The sequence below is a fragment of the Janthinobacterium sp. 1L-D-8-B-C4 genome (assembly GCF_057291295.1).
Map to the genome: position 1 here is coordinate 157,603 of NZ_JBXAVX010000007.1, position 20,088 is coordinate 177,690.

A 20,088-nucleotide genomic window follows, 5' to 3' on the forward strand; every position below is an offset into this window, starting at 1 on the left:
GTTCAGAAGTTGTGCCGCATCCCCAACACCACGCCCGACAGGGTGGCCCCTGGCGTATCGGCTTCGCGCCCCAGGCTGTTGATGGCAAAGTCGGCCACGCCGTTGCGGCCGTTGTCCAGCCGCGTGTAGTACGCAAACAGGCTACTGCGTTTCGACAGCAGGTAGTCGTAGCCGACGGTGGCGTGGGTGGCGCCCGTGCCCGGCCCCGCACGCACGGTGCCAATGGTTTCCACCGCGCTGCCGCTGGCGCTTTGCGCGCGCGCCAGGCCGAAGCGCAGGCCGTGGCGGCCGAACTGGCGCGTGGCCGAGACATACACCGTGCGCCGGCGCAGGTCGCCCGTCGCCGTTTCATAGCGCAGGCTTTCCACCACCGCCGCCAGCTGGGTGGCGCTGTCGACGCGCCAGGCCAGGGCCAGCTTGCTGCCACGGTCGCTCAGGCCGCGCCCTTGGTAGTCGTGATGCTCTTCATGCGCCAGGGTGGCATAGACCGCGCCCAGGTCGTAGATCAGCGCGGCGGACGTCAGGGCCGGGCGCGCGCCGCTGGCAAGGCGTTCTTCGCCCATGCCGCGTGCCACGCGCAGCGACCAGCCATTCCAGTTCGGCGTCCAGTAATGCACGCTGTTCTGCTGGCGCCGGTCGAACGAATACGTGTTGCTGGTATTGCTTTCGGTCGGCGCCGAGCCGTTGCCCATCAGGCTCATGTAGCCGGCCGTGGTGGGATAGAACGGATCGAGCGCGGAGGTGGCGCTGTTGTACGGCAGGGTCCAGTTGCCGCCAAACAGGGTGCCCCAGGGCCCCTGGATGCCGACGCGGGTGTCGCGCGCGGCGATTGAGCCGGCGCCGGTGTCGGGCGACAGCGTGCCTTCGACCTGGAACAGCGCCTGCCAGCCGCCGCCCAGGTCTTCGGTGCCGCGAAAGCCCAGCACCGAGCGGTTGTTGGACAGCCGCTGCAGATTGTCGCCGGTGCCGGACGAGTGCAGCGCCTCGATGCCGAGGTTCAGGCGTCCATATAGCTGTACATTCGACTGCACGTTCTGCTGGGCGGCAACCGGGAAAGCCGCCGCCATCGCGCCGGCAGCAAACAAGGACATGCGCATCATGCGGCCGGCCTCAGAACGCAAAGCAGCTGCACCCCAGGGCGCCCCAGAAGCCGGAATGGCTGGACACCGGCACCGAACTCTTGCGTGCCACGTCGTGCGCATGCGCGTGCACGCCGCAGGCGCCCTGGCACTGGTGCTGCTGCAGCACGCTGGTCTTTTGCGGCGGCGCGTTGCGGTAGTGGCCGGCCACGTTTTTCACGGGCGACCAGTCCGGCAGCACGGGAATCGCGGGCGGCGCCAGGGTAGTGAATTCGGACTGGCCGTAGACGATCTTGCCGCCGACGATGGTCAGCACCGATTCGATCGACTTGATCGCTTCTTCGTCGATGCTGAAAAAATCCGCGCTCAACACGGCCAGGTCGGCCAGCATGCCTTCCTGGATGCGGCCTTTTTTGTCTTTTTCGTTCGAGAACCAGGCGCTGCCGGTGGTCCACAGTTCCAGCGCGGTGTCGCGCGACAAACGCGACCCCGCATCGTACAGGCGCAAGCCGCCGACGGTACGGCCCGACACCAGCCAGTACAGCGCCGTCCACGGGTTGTAGCTGGCCACGCGGGTGGCGTCGGTGCCGGCGCCGACCGGCACGCCCGACTGCAACATGCGTTGAATCGGTGGCGTCAGCTTGGCCGCTTCCGCGCCGTAGCGGTCGACGAAATATTCGCCCTGGAAGGCCATGCGGTGCTGGATGGCGATGCCGCCGCCCAGCGCCTTGACCCGGTCGATATTGCGCGGCGTGATAGTTTCGCAGTGGTCGAACATCCAGGTCAGGCCGTCGAACGGTATGTCGCGGTTGACCTTTTCAAACACCGTCAGCATGCGGTCGATCGACTCGTCGTAGGTGGCGTGCAGGCGGAACGGCCAGCGTTTGCTGACCAGGTGGCGCACGACTTTTTCCAGCTCGTCGTCCATGCCGGGCGCGAGGTCCGGGCGCGGCTCCAGGAAGTCTTCGAAGTCGGCCGCCGAAAACACCAGCATTTCGCCGGCGCCGTTGTGGCGGTAATAATCATCGCCCTGGCCCGGCGTGACCATCTCGGTCCACTTCTGGAAGTCTTCCAGTTCGCGGCCCTTGTTCTGCGTAAACAGGTTGTAGGCGATGCGGATGGTCAGCTGGTTATCCTTTGCCAGCTGGTCGACCACCGCGTAATCTTCGGGGTAGTTCTGGAAGCCGCCGCCGGCGTCGATCGCGCTGGTCAGGCCCAGGCGGTTCAGTTCGCGCATGAACTGGCGCGTGGAGTTCACCTGCAGTTCGCGCGGCAGGGTCGGGCCCTTGGCCAGGGTGGCGTACAGAATCATCGCGTTCGGGCGGGCGATCAGCATGCCGGTCGGGTTGCCGGAAGCGTCGCGTACAATCTCGCCGCCTGGCGGATTCGGCGTGTTCTTGTCGTAGCCGACCACGCGCAAGGCGGCGCGGTTGAGCAGGGCGCGGTCGTACAGGTGCAAAATAAAGACCGGGGTGTCGGGCGCGGCGGCGTTGATTTCTTCCAGGGTCGGCATGCGTTTTTCGGCGAACTGGAATTCGTTCCAGCCGCCCACCACGCGCACCCATTGCGGGTTCGGCGTGCGCAGTGCCTGTTCTTTCAGCATGCGCAGCGCATCGGCCAGCGACGGCACGCCTTCCCAGCGCAGTTCCAGGTTGTAGTTCAAGCCGCCGCGGATCAGGTGCAGGTGCGAGTCGTTCAGGCCGGGAATCACGGTGCGCCCGTTCAGGTCGATCACCCGGCTGTCAGCGGTGCGATGGCGCATGACTTCATCGACGTCGCCAACGGCCAGGAACTTGCCGTCGGCAATCGCCACGGCACTCGCTTGCGGGCAGCTCTTGTCGACCGTGTGGAAGCAGCCGTTGAACAGGATCAGCGGTGCTTCTTTCGATGGCGCGCTGGATGAAGAAGGGGTGTTTTGTGCGGTCATGGTGCAGCTCCATGGTGTGTAGGGTGAAGAAGGCCGGTGCGGCGCGAGGCTGGTGCGATGTTCTGGTTATTCAGTGTAGCCGCGCAGGGCCGGTTCGGCACGGGCCAAAAGATCAGTTGGGCCAAACTGGACTAATGGGTGGTGCGGCGGCGCGCGTCTGGTCTTACCATGCGAACATGCGGCGCCAGTGCAGGTTTGCGTGAGTTGATTGATGCTGGCGCGTTTTCAAGGTATGTCAGTCTGGAGTAAATCATATGGAACAAGCACCACACAGCCGCCTGTACGGCATCAACCTGGGTTTTTTGGCCGGGTATGTCGATACGCTGGGCTTTATCGCCCTGTTCGGCCTGTTTACGGCCCACGTCACGGGCAACTTCGTGATGATCGGCGTGGCGCTGGCCGATCCTGCGCACGTTTCCGTGCTGCTCAAATTTCTCGCCTTTCCCGCCTTTATCGCCGGCGTGGCCGTCACGCGCCTGATGGTGCTGTCGAGTGAACGCCGTGGCGGACCGTCGCTGACGCTGGCCTTCGTGCTGCAATGGGTGCTGCTGGCCGGCTTCATGCTGTTCGGCTGCCTGGCCGAGCCGGTTGGCAAGACCGCCAGCGACATGGCCATGACGGCCGGTTTGCTGGGCACGGCCGCGATGGGTGTGCACAGCGCCACCAGCCGTTTGCTGCTGGCGCACCTGGCGCCGACCTCGATGATGACCGGTAACGTCACGCAGATCGTGCTCGACACGGTTGACGTGCTGCGCGGCGCGGCCGACGGCGCCACCAGCGCGCGCTGCAAGAAAACCTTCCTGCCGCTGCTGGCGTTTGCGCTGGGCGCCATCGCGGCCGCCTTTGCCTACCTGGCGTATGGCTTTGCCGCGCTGGCCTTGCCGCTGGTGTTGCTGGGCTGGCTGATCGTGGTGCAGCACCGTAGCGGCGTCAAGGCCGTCGCCGCCTGAACTGCGCATGCGCCTGCGTCCGCTGATACTGTGGCTGATATTGATGCTGGCCAGTCCGTTCGGGCTGGCGATCGACGCCGCGCGCGGCATCCATCAATTGCAGCACAGCAGCTGGACCGCCAGGGACGGCGCACCGGACGATATTGCCGTCATGACGCAGGGCCATGACGGATTTTTATGGCTGGGCACGCATGGCGGCCTGATACGCTTCGATGGCCTGCGTTTTGAGCCGCTGCTGGCGCGCCAGGGCCGCTATCCCGATACCGTGGCGCTGGCACTCCAACGCGCGCGCGATGGCGGCATGTGGGTCGGCTGGCAGGTGGGCGGCATCAGCCATGTGAAACACGGCGTGGTGCGCAATTTCGGCGAAACGCAGGGGGTGCGCATCGGCACCGTCTGGGGCTTTGCCATCGATGGCGCAGGGGCGGTCTGGGCCGCCGGCGCGGGTGGCGTGGCGCGTTACGACGGCGTGCAGTGGCAGACGATGGGGCCGGCGCAAGGTTTTACGGCCAGCAAGGGCTCGGCCGTGTTTGCCGACCGCGAAGGCCGGCTGGGCGTGTTCAGCGAACAGGGCCTGTTCCTGTGGCAGCCTGAACAAAACCGCTTTGCGCCGCCGATCGGCAAGCTCGATCTGCGCGCGCCGCCGCAGCAGGCGCCGGACGGCCGCCTGTATTTGCTGGAGTTGCGCGGCATCCGCATCATCGACTCGCTGGCGCAATATGAACAATTGAGTCATCCGTGGATCTACCGCGACACCAGCGGCACCAGCGGCAGCATGCTGGTCGACGCCCAGGGCACCCTGTGGTTCGACAGCCAGCATGGCTTGCACCGCACGCGCAGCAGCGGCGCGCTGGCGCCGGGGGCACTGGGCATCAGTAGCGACACCGAATCGTTCCTGCCGAAAGATGGCCTCGGCAACGCGCTGATCGGCGCCCTGTGCGACGACAATGAAGGCAATCTGTGGGTCGCCACCGATGCGGGCCTGGAGCGCTTTCGCCAGGCCGCGCCGGTGGTACTGCGCGGGCAGATCGGGCCGGACCAGCCCGAGGCCTTCCGTGCGCAGCAATTGCTGCCCGGCGCCGGCGGCACCATGTGGGTGGGCAAGGAGAAAATGGGTACATCGCTGATGTTGCTGCAGCCCGATGGCGAGGTGCTGCATTCGTTCACGCTGCCGCACCTGTCGGCGATGATGGCCACGCCGCACGCCATGTGGATAGCCATGTCGACCGGCTTGCAGCAGATCGATCCCGACAACGGGCATGTGCTGCGCAGCATTGCGTATCCCCCCGAAGCGCAAGCCATCGGCCGCACGCGCCAGCTCGCCAGCGCGCCGGACGGCGGCATCTGGGGCAATTTCAGCGGCGGCGGCCTGTTTCATTACCGCGATGGCGCATGGCGGCGGGAACCAGCGTTGCTTGAAGGCAAACTGAACTGGCCGCTGGCGCTGCTGGTGGATACGGCCAATCGCGTGTGGCTGTCGTATGCCGACGGCAGTCTGGCGATGCTGGAAAATGGCCGGCTGCGGCGCTATGGCGCGGCGCAAGGACTTGCAATTGGCAAAATCGCCGCACTGTTCGAGCACGCGGGCCAGCTGTGGGCCGGCGGCGAGCATGGCGTGGCGCTCTGGCGCGATGGCCGCTTTACCGCCTTGCGCAGCCAGGACACTGCCGCTTTCGACGGCGTGGTGGGCCTTCTGCGCGCGACGGATGGCAGCCTGTGGCTCAATGCCGCCAGCGGCGCCGTGCACGTGGCGCCAGCCGAGGTGGCGCAGGCGCTGCGCGAGCCGTCTTATGCCATGCGCGCGCGCATCCATGACGCCGTCGATGGCGTGACCGGCAAGATCGGCATGTTGCACAACCAGTCGGTTGCCGAAGCCGCTGACGGCAAGCTCTGGTTTTCGCGCCAGAGCGTGACCTTCTGGATCGATCCGCGGCGGATGCCGGCCACCTTGCCGGCGGCGCGGGTAGAGATCGGCGCCGTGCAGGAACGCCTGCCGGCCGGCACGCGCGATTTGCAACTGACGTATAACGCCAGCAGCTTGGGTACGCCGGCGCGGCTGCAATTTCATTATCTGCTCGAAGGCTATGAACGGCACTGGCACAGCGCCGGCAGCTTGCGCCAGGCGCAGTACACGGGGCTGGGGCCCGGCAGTTATCGTTTCAAGGTGATGGCTTTCAACGGCGACGGCGTGGCCAGCCCGGTGGCGGAACTGCCGTTCCGGGTGCTGCCCGCGTTCTACCAGACCTGGTGGTGGCGCACCTTGTGCGCGCTGGCCTTGCTGGCGGCGCTGTACGCGGCATTTCGCTGGCGCGTGCGCCGCCATGGCGCGCTGCTGCGCGCGCGGCTCGAAGCGCAGCAGGCCGAGCGCGAACGCATCGCGCGCGAGCTGCACGACACTTTATTGCAGGGCACGCAGGCGGTGATCCTGCATTTTCATAATGCCAGCATGGCCTTGCCGGCCGGTGAGCCGGCCAGGGACGGCATGCTGCGCGCGCTCGACGTGGCCGACCGCATGCTGGCCGAAGGGCGCGACCATGTGCAGGAATTGCGCGTCCGTGACGATCGCGCCGGCGCTGAAGACTGGCTCGCCGTGCTGCGGCGCGAAGGCGAGCAGCTGGCGGCGCTGCATGGCATCGGTTTTCGCTATCTGGCAGGCGGCAAGCCGCGCGCGCTGCCGGCCGCCGCCAGCCACGAGATCGGCCGCATTGCAGGCGAAGCGCTGCGCAACGCCTTCGCGCATGCGCGCGCCGGGCTGGTCGAACTGGAAGTGCAGAATGCGCAAGGCATGCTGCAGGTCGATGTGCGCGACGATGGAATCGGCCTGCCGCCGGCGCTGGCATCTGGCGGGAAGGTGGCGGGCCACTGGGGCTTGCCCGGCATGCGCGAACGCGCTGCCGCCCTGGGCGCCGAATTGGGGCTGATTGCGCGCGAGAGTGGCGGCACGCACTGGCGCTTGCGCGTGCGGCTTGGTTGGCAGCAGCGCTGGCTGCAGTGGTGGCGGCAGCGGTGGAATTCAGGTATCGAGGATGCCGCGCCGTAGCGCGATGGTCACCGCATGCGTGCGGTCCTTGGCGCCCAGCTTGGCCAGGATGGTGCTCATGTGCGCTTTCACGGTTTCTTCCTTGATGGTCAACAGGGCGCCAGTCTCGCGGTTGGAATTGCCTTGCGCTACCAGCCGCAGCACTTCCAGTTCGCGGTTCGACAGCACGTCGGCGCTGGCATAGCGCGCCATCTCGGCTTCGGCTTCGGCGGCGATATAGCGCCGGCCCGCATGCACCGCCTGTATCGCCGCCAGCAGCTCATGGCGCAGCGAACTTTTCAGCAGGTAGCCGCAGGCGCCGGCCTGCACGGCGCGTCCGACCAGGGTATCGCCCTTGTAGGTGGTCAGCACGATGATGCGCGCCCTGGCATGCTGCGCGCGGATGGCGGCGATGGCGTCGATGCCATTCATCACCGGCATCTGCAGGTCCATCAGGGTCACGTCCGGCTGCAGCGCAATGAATTGCTGCAGCGCCTGCTGGCCATTGCTGGCCTGGCCCACCAGCTCGACCCCGGGAAAGGACTGCAGCAGGGTGGCGATGCCGTCGAGCAGCAATTGATGGTCGTCAGCGATCAGCACGCGTATCGGCTGGCTGTCGCTATGCATCGTGCTGGCCGTCATGAAGGATGAATCGATCAAGAGTCGTTGGAAAATAGTGAGTGAAAGGCATTTTACCTCAGCGCTTGCCGCCGTGCAGCAGCCAGTCCGGGACAGCGGAAAAATCGCCCGCCTATAACTTTAGATAGTGGTGCGGAAAGCGCTGCGCGCATACGATGGTCAGCAGTAACCCACCCAACATTTTTATTATGGATGCCATCATGACCAACCCGAAACTCGAAGTCCTCACCCCCGACAACTGCCAGATCATCTTTATCGACCAGCAGCCACAAATGGCCTTCGGTGTGCAGTCGATGGACCGCCAGGCGCTGAAGAACAATACCGTGGGCCTGGCCAAAGCCGCCAAGGTATTCAATATCCCGACTATTATCACCACCGTGGAAACCGAGAGCTTCTCGGGCCATACCTACCCTGAGCTGCTGGACGTGTTTCCGGGCAAGGATATCCTGGAACGCACCTCGATGAATTCGTGGGACGACCAGAAAGTGCGCGACGCGCTGGCCGCCAACGGCAAGAAGAAAGTCGTCGTCTCGGGCCTGTGGACGGAAGTGTGCAACAACAGCTTCGCCCTGTGCGCGATGCTCGAAGGCGACTATGAAATCTACATGGTGGCCGATGCGTCGGGCGGCACCTCGAAAGAAGCGCACGACTACGCCATGCAGCGCATGATCCAGGCTGGCGTGGTGCCGGTCACCTGGCAGCAGGTGCTGCTGGAATGGCAGCGCGACTGGGCCCACAAGGAAACCTATGACGCCGTCATGAAGATCGTCAAGGAGCACTCGGGCGCCTACGGCATGGGCGTCGACTATGCCTACACCATGGTGCACAAGGCAGCACAGCGCACCACCACCGAGCACACCACGCTGGCGCCGGTCGCGGCCAACAAATAAGCAATATCCCCCCGCTGTCTTTGCCGCCGCGCCCGATCCCGTGCGCGGCGGTTTTTTTTATCAAGAGGATTCAATCATGAAACTGTATGTGATCTCGCTGGCCGTCGGCCTGCTGGTCGGTATTATCTATGCCGTGTTGCAAGTACGCTCGCCGGCGCCGCCGGCGATTGCCCTGATCGGCCTGTTGGGCATGCTGATCGGCGAACAGATCGTGCCGAGCGTCAAGCGTTTGATGGAAGGCGAGAAGATCACCGTGTCGTGGCTGCGCAGCGAATGCGTGCCGAAGATCAGTGGCGTGGAGGCGAAGCCGAAGTCTGAAGACAAGATTGTGTGAATTAACCCCTAACGGCGAAAGGCCGGGGTCGGTCGCTTCGCGATCGTAATACGTTCCATTGGGACGTATTACCTCGTAGGGTCCGACCCCAGTTTTTGCCTCTGGGTTTGAAGCTCAAAAAGCCCCCAGCAACCCCCGCTGGGAAGCCACCGTCGCCGCCTCGGTGCGGCTCGAAACATTCAGTTTCGACAAAATATTATTGACGTGGAATTTCACCGTGCCCACCTCGATGCCGGCGCTGCGCGCGATCATCTTGTTGCTTTTTCCCGCTGACAGGTGCTGCAGGATGTCGAGTTCGCGCTTGGACAGGCGGTTCGCGTCGATGCGTTCGGCCAGCTGGGCCGCCAGGTCGGCCGGCAGGTATTGCTTGCCGGCCGCCACGCTGGTGATGCAGTCGGTCAGCTGGTTGAAGCCCGACGCCTTGAGCAGGTAGCCGCGCGCGCCGGCGCGCAGGCCGCGATGCACGTTTTCCTCGCCCTGGTAGGTGGTCAGGATGACGATGCGGGCGTTGGCGTCAAACGCGCAGATATGTTCGATCGCCTGCACGCCATTCATTTCCGGCATGTTCAGGTCCATCAGCACAACATCGGGGCGCAGGCGCTGGTACAGCTCGAACGCCTGCTGGCCGGTGGACGCCTGGCCCAGCAGGCGAAAGCCGGACATGGAATTGATCAGCGAGGCCAGGCCCGCCAGGATCAGGGGATGGTCGTCGGCGATCAGGATGGAAATCGGCGCGCCGGTGTACGCTTCTGTGTCGTGGTTGTCTTGCATGGTCGTGCTTTCTTCAGGAGGCGCCATTGCGGGCGCTGTGCGGCGCGGATTCAGGGCGACGGCACGGTAAAGTGGAAGATGGTGCCGCGCGCTCTGGCCGCCTCGTGCCACAGGCGCCCGCCATGCGCTTCGACGATGGCGCGGCAGATGGCCAGGCCCAGGCCCATGCCGTCAGGCCGGGTCGAGTACAGGGCCTCGTAGATGCGCTGGCCCGTCCCGGCTGCAACGCCGGCGCCGCTGTCGGCCACGCTGAACTGCAGCATGGCGCCGTCGCGCCGCGAGGCCAGCACCAGGGTGCGCGGGTGCTCGCGATTGCCGCGCATGGCATCGACGGCGTTCATGACCAGGTTCATGATCACCTGCTGCAACTGCACGCGGTCGGCGCGCACGGTGTGCTGGCCCAGGGTCAGGTCAGTGTCGATGGCGATACCCTGCTGTTGCAGCTCGGTGTGCAGCAACAGCAGCACTTCCCTGGCGGGGTCGTCCGCCGGAAAGGTGGCTTGTGTGCCGGTATTCTTGCAAGCCAGGCAGCGCAGGCTGCGTATCATCGCGCTGGCGTGGTTGCCGGCGCTGGCGATGACGGCCAGCGCGTCGCGCACATGGTCCAGCCGTGGCGGGTCCTGGTCGAGCCAGCGCAGCGCGGCGCTGGCGTTCAGGGCGATGGCGGCCAGCGGCTGGTTCACCTCATGCGCGATCGAGGCGGCAAACTGGCCCATGGCATTGATGCTGGCCGTGCGCGACAGGTCGGCCTGGGCGGCGTTGGCAGGGCGGGGCGCTGCCTGGTACAGGATGCTGGCCATGGTGTCAGGCAGGGCGGTGGGCGGTGGTGCTGCGGCGGCAGACTGAATGGGCGTTCATCGTGAAGGTCCTGTCGGTCGTTGCGGCCGATGCCGCGATAACACCGAGTATGCATGGACTTGCCGGCATCGCTGTTATACGAATGGGGGAACGCGGAGTTTTTTTGCGGCGCAGCGGCCGCCGGGAAACATCGCCGGCGGCCGCCGGCGATGCCGTCAAACGGGGATCAGGACTTGATGAAGGCCAGCAGGTCTTCGTTCAAACGATCCTTGTGGGTAGTTGGCAGGCCGTGCGGCGCGCCTTCGTAGATGATCAGCTTGGCGTTCTTGATGATCTTGGCCGAGGCCTTGCCGGCGGCGTCGATCGGCACGATCTGGTCGTCGCTGCCGTGTACCACCAGGGTCGGCACGGTGATTTTCTTCAGGTCGGCGGTGTAATCGACTTCCGAGAACTCCTTGATGCAGTCATAGGCATTCTTGATGCCGCACTGCATGCCTTGCAGCCAGAAGGTGTCGCGCTGGCCCTGCGTGACTTTCGAACCGGGGCGGTTGGCGCCATAGAACGGGCCCGCCAGATCCTTGAAGAACTGCGAACGGTCGGCCAGCACGCCGGCGCGGATGCCGTCGAAGACCGACATCGGCAGGCCACCCGGATTGGTTGGCGACTGCACCATTTGCGGTGGCACGGCGCCCACCAGCACCGCCTTGGCCACGCGTTTTTCGCCATGGCGGCCGATGTAGTGGGCCACTTCGCCACCACCGGTCGAGTGGCCGACCAGGGTCGCGCCCTTGATGTCGAGCGCGTCGAGCAGGGTCGCCAGGTCGTCTGCATAGGTGTCCATGTCGTTGCCCTGCCAAGGCTGGCTCGACAGGCCATGGCCGCGGCGGTCATGCGCGATCACGCGGTAGCCGTGGCTGGCCAGGAACATCATCTGGTCTTCCCATGCATCGCCTTGCAGCGGCCAGCCGTGGCTGAAGACCACGGGCGTGCCGGTGCCCCAGTCCTTGAAGTGAATCACGGTGCCGTCCTTGACGGTGATGCTGTTGACGGTCTTGCCAGCAGCGGCGGCAGTAGCAGCAGGCTTGGCGGCGGCAGCAGCACCGCCGGTGGCCAGCAGGCCTGCGCCGGCGGCAACGCCAGCCACGCTCACCAACAGTTTGCGGCGCGAGGTGATTTCTTCGGCTTCGATTTTCTTGGACATGATGTTTCCTTCAGAATGGGGTGGGGGACAACATGGACCAGTGTAGTCAGGCGCATGCTGAAATGCTCCTGCCAAAAGGCCAGTCGGCACGCTTTTTTCACCTCCGGCGCTGGCCTTTTGGCAGGGGCAGGAGGCGCGGCTGCTGCCTATGATGGGCAGTCATGGCGCGTGGCGCCTTTCCTGGAGCAAGACGATGAAACAATCTCGGTGGCTATCCAAGCTGATCGGCCCTTTTACCCCTGACGCCGGCCTGCTGTTTGCCCGCGTGACGGGCGCGCTGCTGGTGCTGCACGTGCATGGGCTGCCCAAGCTGCTGCACTTTTCCGATGAACTGGCGCATATCGACGATCCACTGCACCTGGGCCGCGCGCTGACCCTGTACTGCGCACTGTTCGCCGAGCTGGTGTGCCCGGTGCTGATCGCGGTCGGCCTGCTGACGCGCCTGGCCGCCTTGCCCTTTTTGTTCCTGCTGCTGGTGTCGATGCTGCTGGTGCACCCTGACTGGAGCATCGCCGACGGCCAGTTCGGCTGGCTTTTGATCATCGTCTTCGGCACCATCGCCATCAGCGGCGCGGGCAAGTATTCTGTCGATGCGCACTGGCGCGGGATGTAAACCCGGAGGAAAAAGCAGCCAGCCGCCCATGCCAGCGTGGGCGGCGCCTATCCGCGAAAATCCCTGCAAGCCGAGATTGTTTTCTCCCATGCTGCGCACTGTGCTTGCCAGCGCCGCCAGCCTGGCGCTGGCCGATATGGCGCGCAAGGGGCCGCTCACCGACGCCGAGGCGCTCGCCTCAGCTAACTATTTCCCCCCGGAATCTTACTGTTGTCCACTAGGTGAGGCAGCGCACGGTTATTGCTACAGGAAGGCGTTAATGTAGCAACAACAGCTCGCTGCTGATGAGGTTGATACGCATCAGCCCGGCAGCGTTTAGTCGCCTCGGCTTGACAAGAGGCGAGGAAAATCATGATTCGGTCAGGCATCGAGCATGGTTGGATTTTATTGACCTTTAAAAGGAAACCATCATGAACGCAAACGCAATCGACAAAGCCGCCAACGACATCAACAACACCGCCCAGGATGCCCGCAAGGATGCGCATGCCGCCGTCGACAAGGTGGCCGACAAAGCCCAGCCCGTAATCGACAAGGTCGCATCGAGCGTACATAGCGGCGTCGACCAGGTCGGCGAAAAAATCAATGCCGCCAGCGCTTCGATCGGCTCGGCATCGGAAAAACTGATGGAACGCAGCAAGGAGTGGGGCGCCGCTTGCCAGCGCGCCGGCGAAACGGGCCGCACCTATGTGCGCGAACGTCCCGCCACTTCGCTGCTGGTCGCCCTGGCAGCCGGCTACGGCCTGTCGAAACTGCTCGGTGCGCGTAAATAAGCGTCGTTACTGACGCAGTGCAGGCAGCAGTCTGTCATGGGCGCTGGCCCGGCTTGCCTTCGTGGCGAGCTGGTCCGGCGCCCATTGCTATTGAACGCAGTATTCGTGCGTAGTGAAACTGTTGGTTTTGTTCATTATTTTTGCTTTTATCTATCACAGGAGATGTATGGCTACCAATCAAAACGCCCCATCGGTCGATGGCGCAGGTTCCGTCTTGAGCAGCTCGGGCGGCCCGTCCGACCCGACCCCGCCGCAAAGCCTGGGCAGCAGCAATGACGCGGCAGACACCTTGTTGCGCAAGGTTGCCGCCAGCCAAGCCTTGTCCGACGCCATGCCGGAAAACCCGAATGTCGCCGGCCAGTATGGCGAGGCGGCGCGCAGCCCGGAAGAAGGCGTGCATGTGTCCGCCAGCGACCCGGCCGCCACCGGCAGCACCACCGGCGAAACCACGGCCTCGCCGAAAACCGGCAGCGGCCAGCCTGCGCTGGGCGCCAATGCGGGCACGGCGCCACTGGACCGCGCGCGCGCCGATGACAGCGGCCGCGTGCTGACCACCAACCAGGGCGTGCCAGTGGGCGACAATCAGAACTCGCTGAAAGCCGGCCTGCGTGGCTACACCCTGATGGAAGACTTCATTCTGCGTGAAAAAATCACGCACTTCGACCATGAGCGCATCCCCGAGCGCGTGGTGCATGCGCGCGGTTCGGCCGCGCATGGCTACTTCGAATGCTACAAGGAACAAAGCGACCTGACGCGTGCCTCGCTGTTTGCCAAGGCCGGCAAGCGCACGCCGGTGTTCGTGCGCTTTTCCACCGTTGCCGGCGAGCGCGGTTCGACCGATACGGCGCGCGACGTGCGCGGCTTTGCAGTCAAGTTCTATACGGACGAAGGCAACTGGGACCTGGTCGGCAACAATATTCCCGTCTTCTTTATCCAGGACGCAATGAAGTTTCCCGACCTGGTGCATGCGGTCAAGCCCGAGCCGCACAACGGTATTCCACAGGCAGCCAGCGCGCACGACACCTTCTGGGACTTCGCTTCGCTGATGCCGGAAATCACGCACATGCTGATGTGGGTGATGTCCGACCGCGCGATTCCGCGCAGCTACCGCACCATGCAGGGTTTCGGCGTGCATACCTTCCGCCTGGTCAATGCCGAAGGCCAGTCCGTGTTCTGTAAATTCCACTGGTCGCCGATGGCCGGTACGCATTCGCTGGTATGGGACGAGGCCGTCAAGATCAGTGGCGCGGACCCCGATTTCCACCGCCGCGACCTGTGGGAAGCCATCGAATGCGGCGAGTATCCCGAGTATGAGCTGGCGCTCCAGGTCTTCACCGAAGAGCAGGCCGAAGCGTTCGACTTCGATGTGCTGGACCCGACCAAGCTGATCCCCGAGGAAATGATCCCCTTGACGCCGGTCGGCAAGATGGTACTGAACCGCAACCCGGACAATTTCTTTGCCGAGACCGAGCAGGTTGCCTTCTGTACCGCGCACATCGTGCCCGGCATTGATTTTTCCAACGATCCGCTGCTGCAGGGCCGCATCCACTCCTATGTGGACACGCAACTGACGCGCCTGGGTGGTCCCAATTTCCATGAGATCCCGATCAACTCGGCCATTGCCCCGGTGCACAACAATCAGCGCGACGGCTTTCACCGCCAGGCCATCAACCGTGGCCGCGTGGCCTATGAACCGAATTCGCTGGCCGGCGGCGCGCCGTTCCAGGCCGGCAGCAGGGGTTTCAACAGCTTTCCGCAGCCGAGCGACGGCGACAAGGTGCGCGGCAAGCCCGAGAAATTTGCCGAGCATTATGGCCAGGCGCGTTTGTTCTTCATCAGCCAGACGCCGCACGAGCAGGACCATATCGCCAACGCCTTCCGCTTCGAGCTGAGCAAGGTGCAGACGGTGGCCATCCGCAAGCGCATCGTGTCCATGCTGCGCAATGTCGATGAAACCCTGGCGCAGAAGGTGGCAGATGGCCTGGGCCTGGCCTTGCCGCCCGCCATGCCGGCGCTCGACCTGGTGCCGATTCCCGACTATGCGCCAGCGCCATCCTTGTCGCTGACCTTCCGTCCGGGCAAGACCGGCATCCATACGCGAAAAGTGGCGATTCTGGTGGGGCCGGGCAGTGATGCGGCGCAGGTGCGCGCCATCTACGGCTCGCTGCTGGCCGATGGCGCCGTGCCGCGCCTGGTGGGCAGCGCGCTGGGCCAGGTCGATACCAAGGCTGGCGCGCCGCTGGCGGTCGAAGTGACGCTGGAAACGGCGCCATCGGTGCTGTTCGACGCGGTCGTCATCCCCGATGGCGAAGCGGCCGCCCAGCAACTGGCGATGGACGCCAATGCGCTGGACTTCGTGCGCCAGCAATACCGCCACTGCAAGCCGATGCTGGTGATCGACGCCGGCAAGAGCCTGCTCGACAAGGCCGGCGTGCCCACCACCTTGCCGGACGGCAGTGACGACCCGGCCATCATCGTTGCCGCCGCTGGCGACGTGAAGGCGGTGGCCGCGTTCAAGCAGGCGCTGGCAGGGCACCGCGAGTATGCGCGCGAGACCGATCCGCCACGCGTGTAAGTTTTAAAACCCCAGAGCAAAGACTGGGGTCGGTTCCTTCGGAATCGGAATGCCTCCCACTGGGAGGCATTCCCCCTCAGGGTCCGACCCCGGCCCTTCGTGTTGGGTTCAAGTATTTTCTCGCATCAACTCCCCATCTCGCAACATAAACAATAAAAAATCCCTGCGGTGATATGCTGCTGCCTGTAGTGGTTGATGCGTGCAAACAGCCATGAACCGCTCAGCAAACACTATCAAGACAGCCGCATGGACAAGTACACACCACGAACCTGGAATCCGGGAGAACGCCCGACTTTGCCCGGTTCGCCATCGACGCCCGAACACTCGATGCCGAAACGCGTCGCGTACTTTATCGTCGGCCTGATCGTGGCGCTGACCGGTGGCCTGGGCAATGGCCTGGTGACGGCCAATATCCTGAACCTGCAAGGCTCGCTGGGCGCCTATGCCTACCAGATGCAGTGGTTGCCGGCCGCGTATGTGATGACGGCTGTTTCCATGAACCTGCTGCTGGTGAAGTTTCGCCAGCAGTTCGGCCTGCGCCTGTTTACGGAAGCGTTCCTGATCCTGTATGCGGTCGTCACGTTTGCCCACCTGTATGCCAATACCCTGTCCTCGGCGATCGCCGTGCGCGCCGCGCATGGCATGGTCGGCGGCGCGCTGGGGGTGCTGGGCCTGTATTACACCTTGCAGGCGTTTCCCGCCAGGCACCGCCTGAAGGGCGTGGTGCTGGGCCTGGGCTTTGCCCAGCTGGCGCTGCCGCTGGCGCGCATCTTTACCTCCGAACTGCTGGAACTGGGCGAGTGGCACGGCCTGTACCTGTTTGAACTGGGCCTTTGCCTGCTGGCGCTGGGCTGCGTGCTGGCGCTGAAACTGCCGCCGGGCGACCGCTTGCAGACCTTCGAGCCGCTCGACTTCCTGACCTTCATATTGTTTGCGCCGGGCGTGGCGCTGCTGTGCGCCGTGCTGGCGCAGGGCCGCACGGCGTGGTGGATGGAGTCCGAATGGGTGGGCCTGTGCCTGGCCGCGTCCATCGTGCTGATCACCGCCGCGCTGGCGATCGAGCACAACCGCATGCGCCCGCTGCTCAATACGCGCTGGCTATCAACCGGCAAGATCGCCAAGCTGTTCCTGTCGGTGCTGCTGTTTCGCATCGTGCTGTCCGAGTCCACCGGCGCCGTCGGCTTCTTGCAGGCGCTGGGCCTCAATACCGACCAGATGCAGAACCTGTTCGTGGTGGTGCTGCTGGGCAGCGTGGCCGGCCTGTCGCTGAGCGCGGTGATGATCAATCCGGCCAGGGTCAACCGCTCGCTGATGTTCGCGCTGCTGCTGATCGCGGCCGGCGCGATGATCGACGCGCACGCCACCAGCCAGACGCGGCCGGCCAATATGTACATCAGCCAGTTCCTGCTGGCCTTTGGCGGCACGTATTTCCTGGGGCCGACCATGGTGGCCGGCATGGGCGCCGTGATCGCCGAGCCGCGCAACCTGGTCAGCTTTTCCGTGATGTTTACCATGACGCAGAATATGGGCGGCCTGCTGGGGTCCGCGATCGTCGGCACCATCCAGACGGCGCGCGAAAAATACCATTCCAGCTACCTGGTTGAAAACCTGACCCTGCTCGACCCCAACGTGGCCGCGCGCGTGCAGTCGGGCGCGAATGCCTATGGCAGCGTGCTGACCGACCCGGTGCTGCGCAGTGCCGCCGGCGTGGCGCGCCTGGGTGCGGCCGCCACGCGCGAAGCCAATGTGCTGGCCTATAACGATGTTTTCCTGATGATCGCCGTGGTTGCCATCGTCACTTTCCTGTGGATGCTGGTGAGCCAGTTCTGGACCAGCATCACCACTGGCGCGCGGCGCCTGGTCGGCCCCGTGCGCGACGCGCAGACCGCCATGTCCATCGTCCCCATTACCAATTCGGAACCGAGCAATGACAGAAAATAACAATCCGCCGCCCGCCGCCACTGTTGCATCGACACCGTCGCCTGCGCCGGCCGCTTCCACGCCACCGCCGCCGGAGCGCCGCCTGCAGTGGCTCTCGACCATCGCCTTTGCCGCGGTGGCGCTGGTCGGCGTGCTGATCGTGCTGTATGCCTGGCGTTTGCCGCCATTCACAAGTCCCATCGTCACCACCGAAAACGCCACCGTGCGCGGCCAGGTAACGGTGATTGGCACGCAGTTGTCCGGCTATGTGGTGGAAGTGAATGTGCAGGACTTCATGGACGTCAAGGCGGGCCAGCTGCTGGTGCGCATCGACGACCGCATCTACCAGCAGCGCTACGAGCAGGCGCTGGCGCAACTGGCGGCACAGGAGGCGGCGCTGTCGAACTGGGCGCAGCAGCGCGCCAGCTCGGAAGCTGGTATCGCGGTCAGCCGCGCCGCGCTGGCGAACGCCGAGGCACAGGCGAAAAAGGCCAGCGCCGACCTCAATCGCGTCGAACAGCTGGTGGCCGACGGCTCGCTGTCGCAGCGCGAATTCGACCAGTCGCGCGCCACCCAGGCGCAGATGGTGGCTGCGCTGGCGCAGGCCAGGGCCAATGTCGATATTTCGCAGCAAAGCGTGCAGTCGGTGGTGGTCAACAAGCAGGCGCTGGCCGCCGCCGTGGCGAATGCGGAAGCGGCCGTGAAAGCAGCGAAAATCGATCTCGACAACACGCGCATCGTCGCGCCGTCGGACGGCCAGTTGGGCCAGGTGACGGTGCGCCAGGGCGCGTTTGTCAATTCCGGCTCGCAGCTGATGGCCGTGGTGCCGCGCCAACTATGGGTGATGGCCAACTTTAAGGAAACCCAGATGAACGGCGTGCAGGAAGGGCAGAGCGCCACCTTTCATGTCGACGCGCTCGACGGCGCCATGCTGACCGGCCAGGTCGAGCGCATTTCGCCGGCCACCGGTTCCGAGTTTTCCGTGCTGCCGGCCGATAACGCCACCGGCAACTACCTCAAGATCGCCCAGCGCATTCCGGTGCGCATCCGCATCGACACGGGCCAGGCAAATGCGCGCCGGCTGGTGCCCGGCATGTCGGTGGTGGTGAGCGTCGACACCTCGGCCGTGCTCAATGATTCGGCCGAAAACCCGGCGCCGCCGCCACCGCCGAAGAAGGCGAAGCCATGATGCGGCCATCTTTGCTCAGCGCTGCGATTTGCCTGGCGCTGGCCGGCTGCGCGGCCAAGGCGCCACCACAACCGGCCTCAAGCTTGCAGTTGCCGTCTGGCTGGCGCGCGCAGGCCGCCGGTGCGCCGGCGGCGGGCGCTCACGTCGAGCAACTGTGGTGGCAGGCCTTTGGCGACCCGGTATTGAGCAATCTGGTGGCCACCGCGCTGGCCCACAATGGTGATTTGCGCGTGGCGCGCGCCCGCGTCGAGGAATTTCGCGCGCGCCTGGCGCAGGCTGGCGCCAACCATGCGCCCACGCTGTCGTTTGACGGCTCGCCCACGCGCACGCACACCCTGGCCTCGAATGGCGTGCCGTATGTAACGAATGTGTTCCAGGCCGAGCTGCAGGCCAGCTATGAAATCGATGTGTGGGGGCGGCTCGGCAAGCTGACCGAAGCGGCTGGCGAAAGCTTTCGCGCCGAGCAGGCCAGCCTCGACGCGGCGGCGCTGTCGATTGCCGCCAGCGTGGCCACGGCCTACCTGAATTTGCGTGGCCTGGACGCCCAGCTGGAACTGACGCAGGCGACCCTGGCGCTGCGCGTGCAGTCGCGCGAACTGGCGCGCAAGCAGTACGAGGTGGGCTACAGCTCGCAGCTGGAATGGCAGCAGGCGCAGTCGGAATACCATGCGGCTGCCGAACAGATACCGCAGCTGCAGCGGCAGATATTTGAACAGGAAAACGCGCTGGCGCTGCTGGTCGGCGGCAATCCCGGTCCCATCGCGCGCGGCCTGCCGCTGCAGGACCTGACGCCGCCTTTGGTGCCGGCCGGCCTGCCGTCGGAACTGCTGCGGCGCCGCCCGGACATCGCACGCGCCGAACATAACCTGGCCGCTGCCAACGCCGGCCTGGCCGCCACGCGCGACCAGCTGCTGCCTTCGTTCAAGCTGACCGCCACCGGCGGCGGCCAGGCCACCACCCTGAGCGACTTTTTGCATGCACCGACGGCTTTGTGGCGCCTGACGGCGCTGGCGGCCGGCCCGCTGTTCGACGGCGGGCGCGTGCAGGCGCAAACCGATATCGCCGGCGCCCAGCGCGACGAGCTGGTCTACACCTATGAAAATGTGGTCAGGAACGCTTTTTCCGAAACCGAGAACAGCCTGGGCGCAATCTACCGGCTGCGCCAGCAGGCGGTGGAAAACGACGCGCGCCGCGCCACCTCGGCCGAGACGCTGCGCATCGCGCACAACCGCTACCGCAACGGTTATGCGTCCTACCTGGAAGAACTCGACGCCCAGCGCAGTTTGTACAACGCCGACGTCGGCTTGCTGCAACTCAAAACCCGCATGCTGGTCGCCTCGGTCGATTTGTATCGCGCCATGGGCGGCGGCTGGCAGCCGGCGCCTTAAGTTTCGGAGCATGGCTCAATGCCAC

The 20,088-nt window shown here is 64.9% G+C and carries 16 protein-coding genes; 10 read left to right on the forward strand and 6 right to left on the reverse strand.

Going from position 1 to position 20,088, the window contains the following annotated elements; translation table 11 throughout:
• Positions 1–2: 2 nt before the first annotated feature.
• Together AC0Z42_RS14350 and AC0Z42_RS14355 are read right to left on the reverse strand one after the other, a co-directional pair.
• Positions 3–1,097, reverse strand: coding sequence for a porin (locus tag AC0Z42_RS14350; protein ID WP_485469028.1), 1,095 nt, complete (start codon positions 1,095–1,097; stop codon positions 3–5).
• A 13-nt stretch (positions 1,098–1,110) separates the two neighbouring features.
• A complete protein-coding gene (locus AC0Z42_RS14355) occupies positions 1,111–3,006 on the reverse strand; it encodes an amidohydrolase (RefSeq protein WP_485468884.1) in 1,896 nt (631 codons plus the stop codon).
• Positions 3,007–3,260: 254 nt separating this feature from the next.
• On the opposite strand from AC0Z42_RS14355, the gene AC0Z42_RS14360 reads away from it, so the two are divergent.
• Both AC0Z42_RS14360 and AC0Z42_RS14365 read left to right on the forward strand, forming a co-directional pair.
• A complete protein-coding gene (locus AC0Z42_RS14360) occupies positions 3,261–3,956 on the forward strand; it encodes a YoaK family protein (protein ID WP_485468885.1) in 696 nt (231 codons plus the stop codon).
• A gap of 7 nt (positions 3,957–3,963) precedes the next feature.
• Positions 3,964–6,996 (forward strand): sensor histidine kinase, encoded by a 3,033-nt coding sequence (locus tag AC0Z42_RS14365; protein WP_485468886.1) that lies wholly within the window; start codon positions 3,964–3,966, stop codon positions 6,994–6,996.
• On the opposite strand, the gene AC0Z42_RS14370 is transcribed toward AC0Z42_RS14365, so the two are convergent.
• On the reverse strand, positions 6,970–7,635 hold the full coding sequence (locus AC0Z42_RS14370; RefSeq protein ID WP_485468887.1) for a response regulator transcription factor: 666 nt from the start codon (positions 7,633–7,635) through the stop codon (positions 6,970–6,972). The two genes, AC0Z42_RS14365 and AC0Z42_RS14370, sit on opposite strands and share 27 nt — an antisense overlap.
• A 179-nt stretch (positions 7,636–7,814) precedes the next feature.
• Here AC0Z42_RS14370 and AC0Z42_RS14375 point away from each other — a divergent pair, with 179 nt between their 5' ends.
• A complete protein-coding gene (locus AC0Z42_RS14375; protein WP_485468888.1) occupies positions 7,815–8,504 on the forward strand; it encodes a hydrolase in 690 nt (229 codons plus the stop codon).
• Positions 8,505–8,580: 76 nt separating this feature from the next.
• Entirely contained in the window at positions 8,581–8,838 is a 258-nt protein-coding gene (locus AC0Z42_RS14380; RefSeq protein WP_308924695.1) for a XapX domain-containing protein, read from the forward strand.
• A gap of 114 nt (positions 8,839–8,952) precedes the next feature.
• Here the strand turns inward: AC0Z42_RS14380 and AC0Z42_RS14385 are convergent, their stop codons facing one another.
• The 3 genes from AC0Z42_RS14385 to AC0Z42_RS14395 form a co-directional block, all read right to left on the reverse strand.
• The gene (locus tag AC0Z42_RS14385) at positions 8,953–9,609 is read right to left on the reverse strand and encodes a response regulator (protein ID WP_485468889.1); all 657 of its coding nucleotides are present in this window, start codon (positions 9,607–9,609) and stop codon (positions 8,953–8,955) included.
• Positions 9,610–9,659: 50 nt separating this feature from the next.
• Positions 9,660–10,409 carry a sensor histidine kinase gene (locus AC0Z42_RS14390; protein ID WP_485468890.1) on the reverse strand — a complete coding sequence of 250 codons (750 nt, stop codon included), beginning with the start codon at positions 10,407–10,409 and terminating at the stop codon, positions 9,660–9,662.
• A 224-nt stretch (positions 10,410–10,633) separates the two neighbouring features.
• The gene (locus AC0Z42_RS14395; protein ID WP_485468891.1) at positions 10,634–11,608 is read right to left on the reverse strand and encodes an alpha/beta fold hydrolase; all 975 of its coding nucleotides are present in this window, start codon (positions 11,606–11,608) and stop codon (positions 10,634–10,636) included.
• 193 nt (positions 11,609–11,801) lie between these two features.
• On the opposite strand from AC0Z42_RS14395, the gene AC0Z42_RS14400 reads away from it, so the two are divergent.
• From AC0Z42_RS14400 to AC0Z42_RS14425, 6 genes are all read left to right on the forward strand, one after another.
• Positions 11,802–12,221: a DoxX family protein gene (locus AC0Z42_RS14400; RefSeq protein ID WP_485468892.1), complete on the forward strand. Its 420-nt coding sequence runs from the start codon at positions 11,802–11,804 to the stop codon at positions 12,219–12,221.
• A gap of 410 nt (positions 12,222–12,631) precedes the next feature.
• On the forward strand, positions 12,632–12,991 hold the full coding sequence (locus tag AC0Z42_RS14405) for a hypothetical protein (protein WP_485468893.1): 360 nt from the start codon (positions 12,632–12,634) through the stop codon (positions 12,989–12,991).
• 166 nt (positions 12,992–13,157) lie between these two features.
• Positions 13,158–15,566 (forward strand): catalase, encoded by a 2,409-nt coding sequence (locus AC0Z42_RS14410; RefSeq protein ID WP_485468894.1) that lies wholly within the window; start codon positions 13,158–13,160, stop codon positions 15,564–15,566.
• 246 nt (positions 15,567–15,812) lie between these two features.
• Positions 15,813–17,507 carry an MFS transporter gene (locus AC0Z42_RS14415; protein WP_485468895.1) on the forward strand — a complete coding sequence of 565 codons (1,695 nt, stop codon included), beginning with the start codon at positions 15,813–15,815 and terminating at the stop codon, positions 17,505–17,507.
• Positions 17,494–18,675: an HlyD family secretion protein gene (locus tag AC0Z42_RS14420; RefSeq protein ID WP_485468896.1), complete on the forward strand. Its 1,182-nt coding sequence runs from the start codon at positions 17,494–17,496 to the stop codon at positions 18,673–18,675. The genes AC0Z42_RS14415 and AC0Z42_RS14420 overlap by 14 nt, the downstream gene beginning before the upstream one ends.
• Entirely contained in the window at positions 18,672–20,063 is a 1,392-nt protein-coding gene (locus tag AC0Z42_RS14425; protein ID WP_485468897.1) for an efflux transporter outer membrane subunit, read from the forward strand. Before AC0Z42_RS14420 ends, AC0Z42_RS14425 begins: the two co-directional genes overlap by 4 nt.
• Positions 20,064–20,088 lie beyond the last annotated feature (25 nt).

Excerpts from the sequence above, each read along its gene's own strand:
- AC0Z42_RS14360 (WP_485468885.1), top strand. The coding sequence starts at position 3,261 with ATGGAACAAGCACCACACAGCCGCCTGTACGGCATCAACCTGGGTTTT.
- AC0Z42_RS14385 (WP_485468889.1), bottom strand. The coding sequence starts at position 9,609 with ATGCAAGACAACCACGACACAGAAGCGTACACCGGCGCGCCGATTTCC.
- AC0Z42_RS14420 (WP_485468896.1), top strand. The coding sequence starts at position 17,494 with ATGACAGAAAATAACAATCCGCCGCCCGCCGCCACTGTTGCATCGACA.
- AC0Z42_RS14400 (WP_485468892.1), top strand. The coding sequence starts at position 11,802 with ATGAAACAATCTCGGTGGCTATCCAAGCTGATCGGCCCTTTTACCCCT.
- AC0Z42_RS14350 (WP_485469028.1), bottom strand. The coding sequence starts at position 1,097 with ATGCGCATGTCCTTGTTTGCTGCCGGCGCGATGGCGGCGGCTTTCCCG.
- AC0Z42_RS14405 (WP_485468893.1), top strand. The coding sequence starts at position 12,632 with ATGAACGCAAACGCAATCGACAAAGCCGCCAACGACATCAACAACACC.
- AC0Z42_RS14390 (WP_485468890.1), bottom strand. The coding sequence starts at position 10,409 with ATGGCCAGCATCCTGTACCAGGCAGCGCCCCGCCCTGCCAACGCCGCC.
- AC0Z42_RS14425 (WP_485468897.1), top strand. The coding sequence starts at position 18,672 with ATGATGCGGCCATCTTTGCTCAGCGCTGCGATTTGCCTGGCGCTGGCC.
- AC0Z42_RS14375 (WP_485468888.1), top strand. The coding sequence starts at position 7,815 with ATGACCAACCCGAAACTCGAAGTCCTCACCCCCGACAACTGCCAGATC.
- AC0Z42_RS14380 (WP_308924695.1), top strand. The coding sequence starts at position 8,581 with ATGAAACTGTATGTGATCTCGCTGGCCGTCGGCCTGCTGGTCGGTATT.
- AC0Z42_RS14365 (WP_485468886.1), top strand. The coding sequence starts at position 3,964 with ATGCGCCTGCGTCCGCTGATACTGTGGCTGATATTGATGCTGGCCAGT.
- AC0Z42_RS14415 (WP_485468895.1), top strand. The coding sequence starts at position 15,813 with ATGGACAAGTACACACCACGAACCTGGAATCCGGGAGAACGCCCGACT.
- AC0Z42_RS14355 (WP_485468884.1), bottom strand. The coding sequence starts at position 3,006 with ATGACCGCACAAAACACCCCTTCTTCATCCAGCGCGCCATCGAAAGAA.
- AC0Z42_RS14410 (WP_485468894.1), top strand. The coding sequence starts at position 13,158 with ATGGCTACCAATCAAAACGCCCCATCGGTCGATGGCGCAGGTTCCGTC.
- AC0Z42_RS14395 (WP_485468891.1), bottom strand. The coding sequence starts at position 11,608 with ATGTCCAAGAAAATCGAAGCCGAAGAAATCACCTCGCGCCGCAAACTG.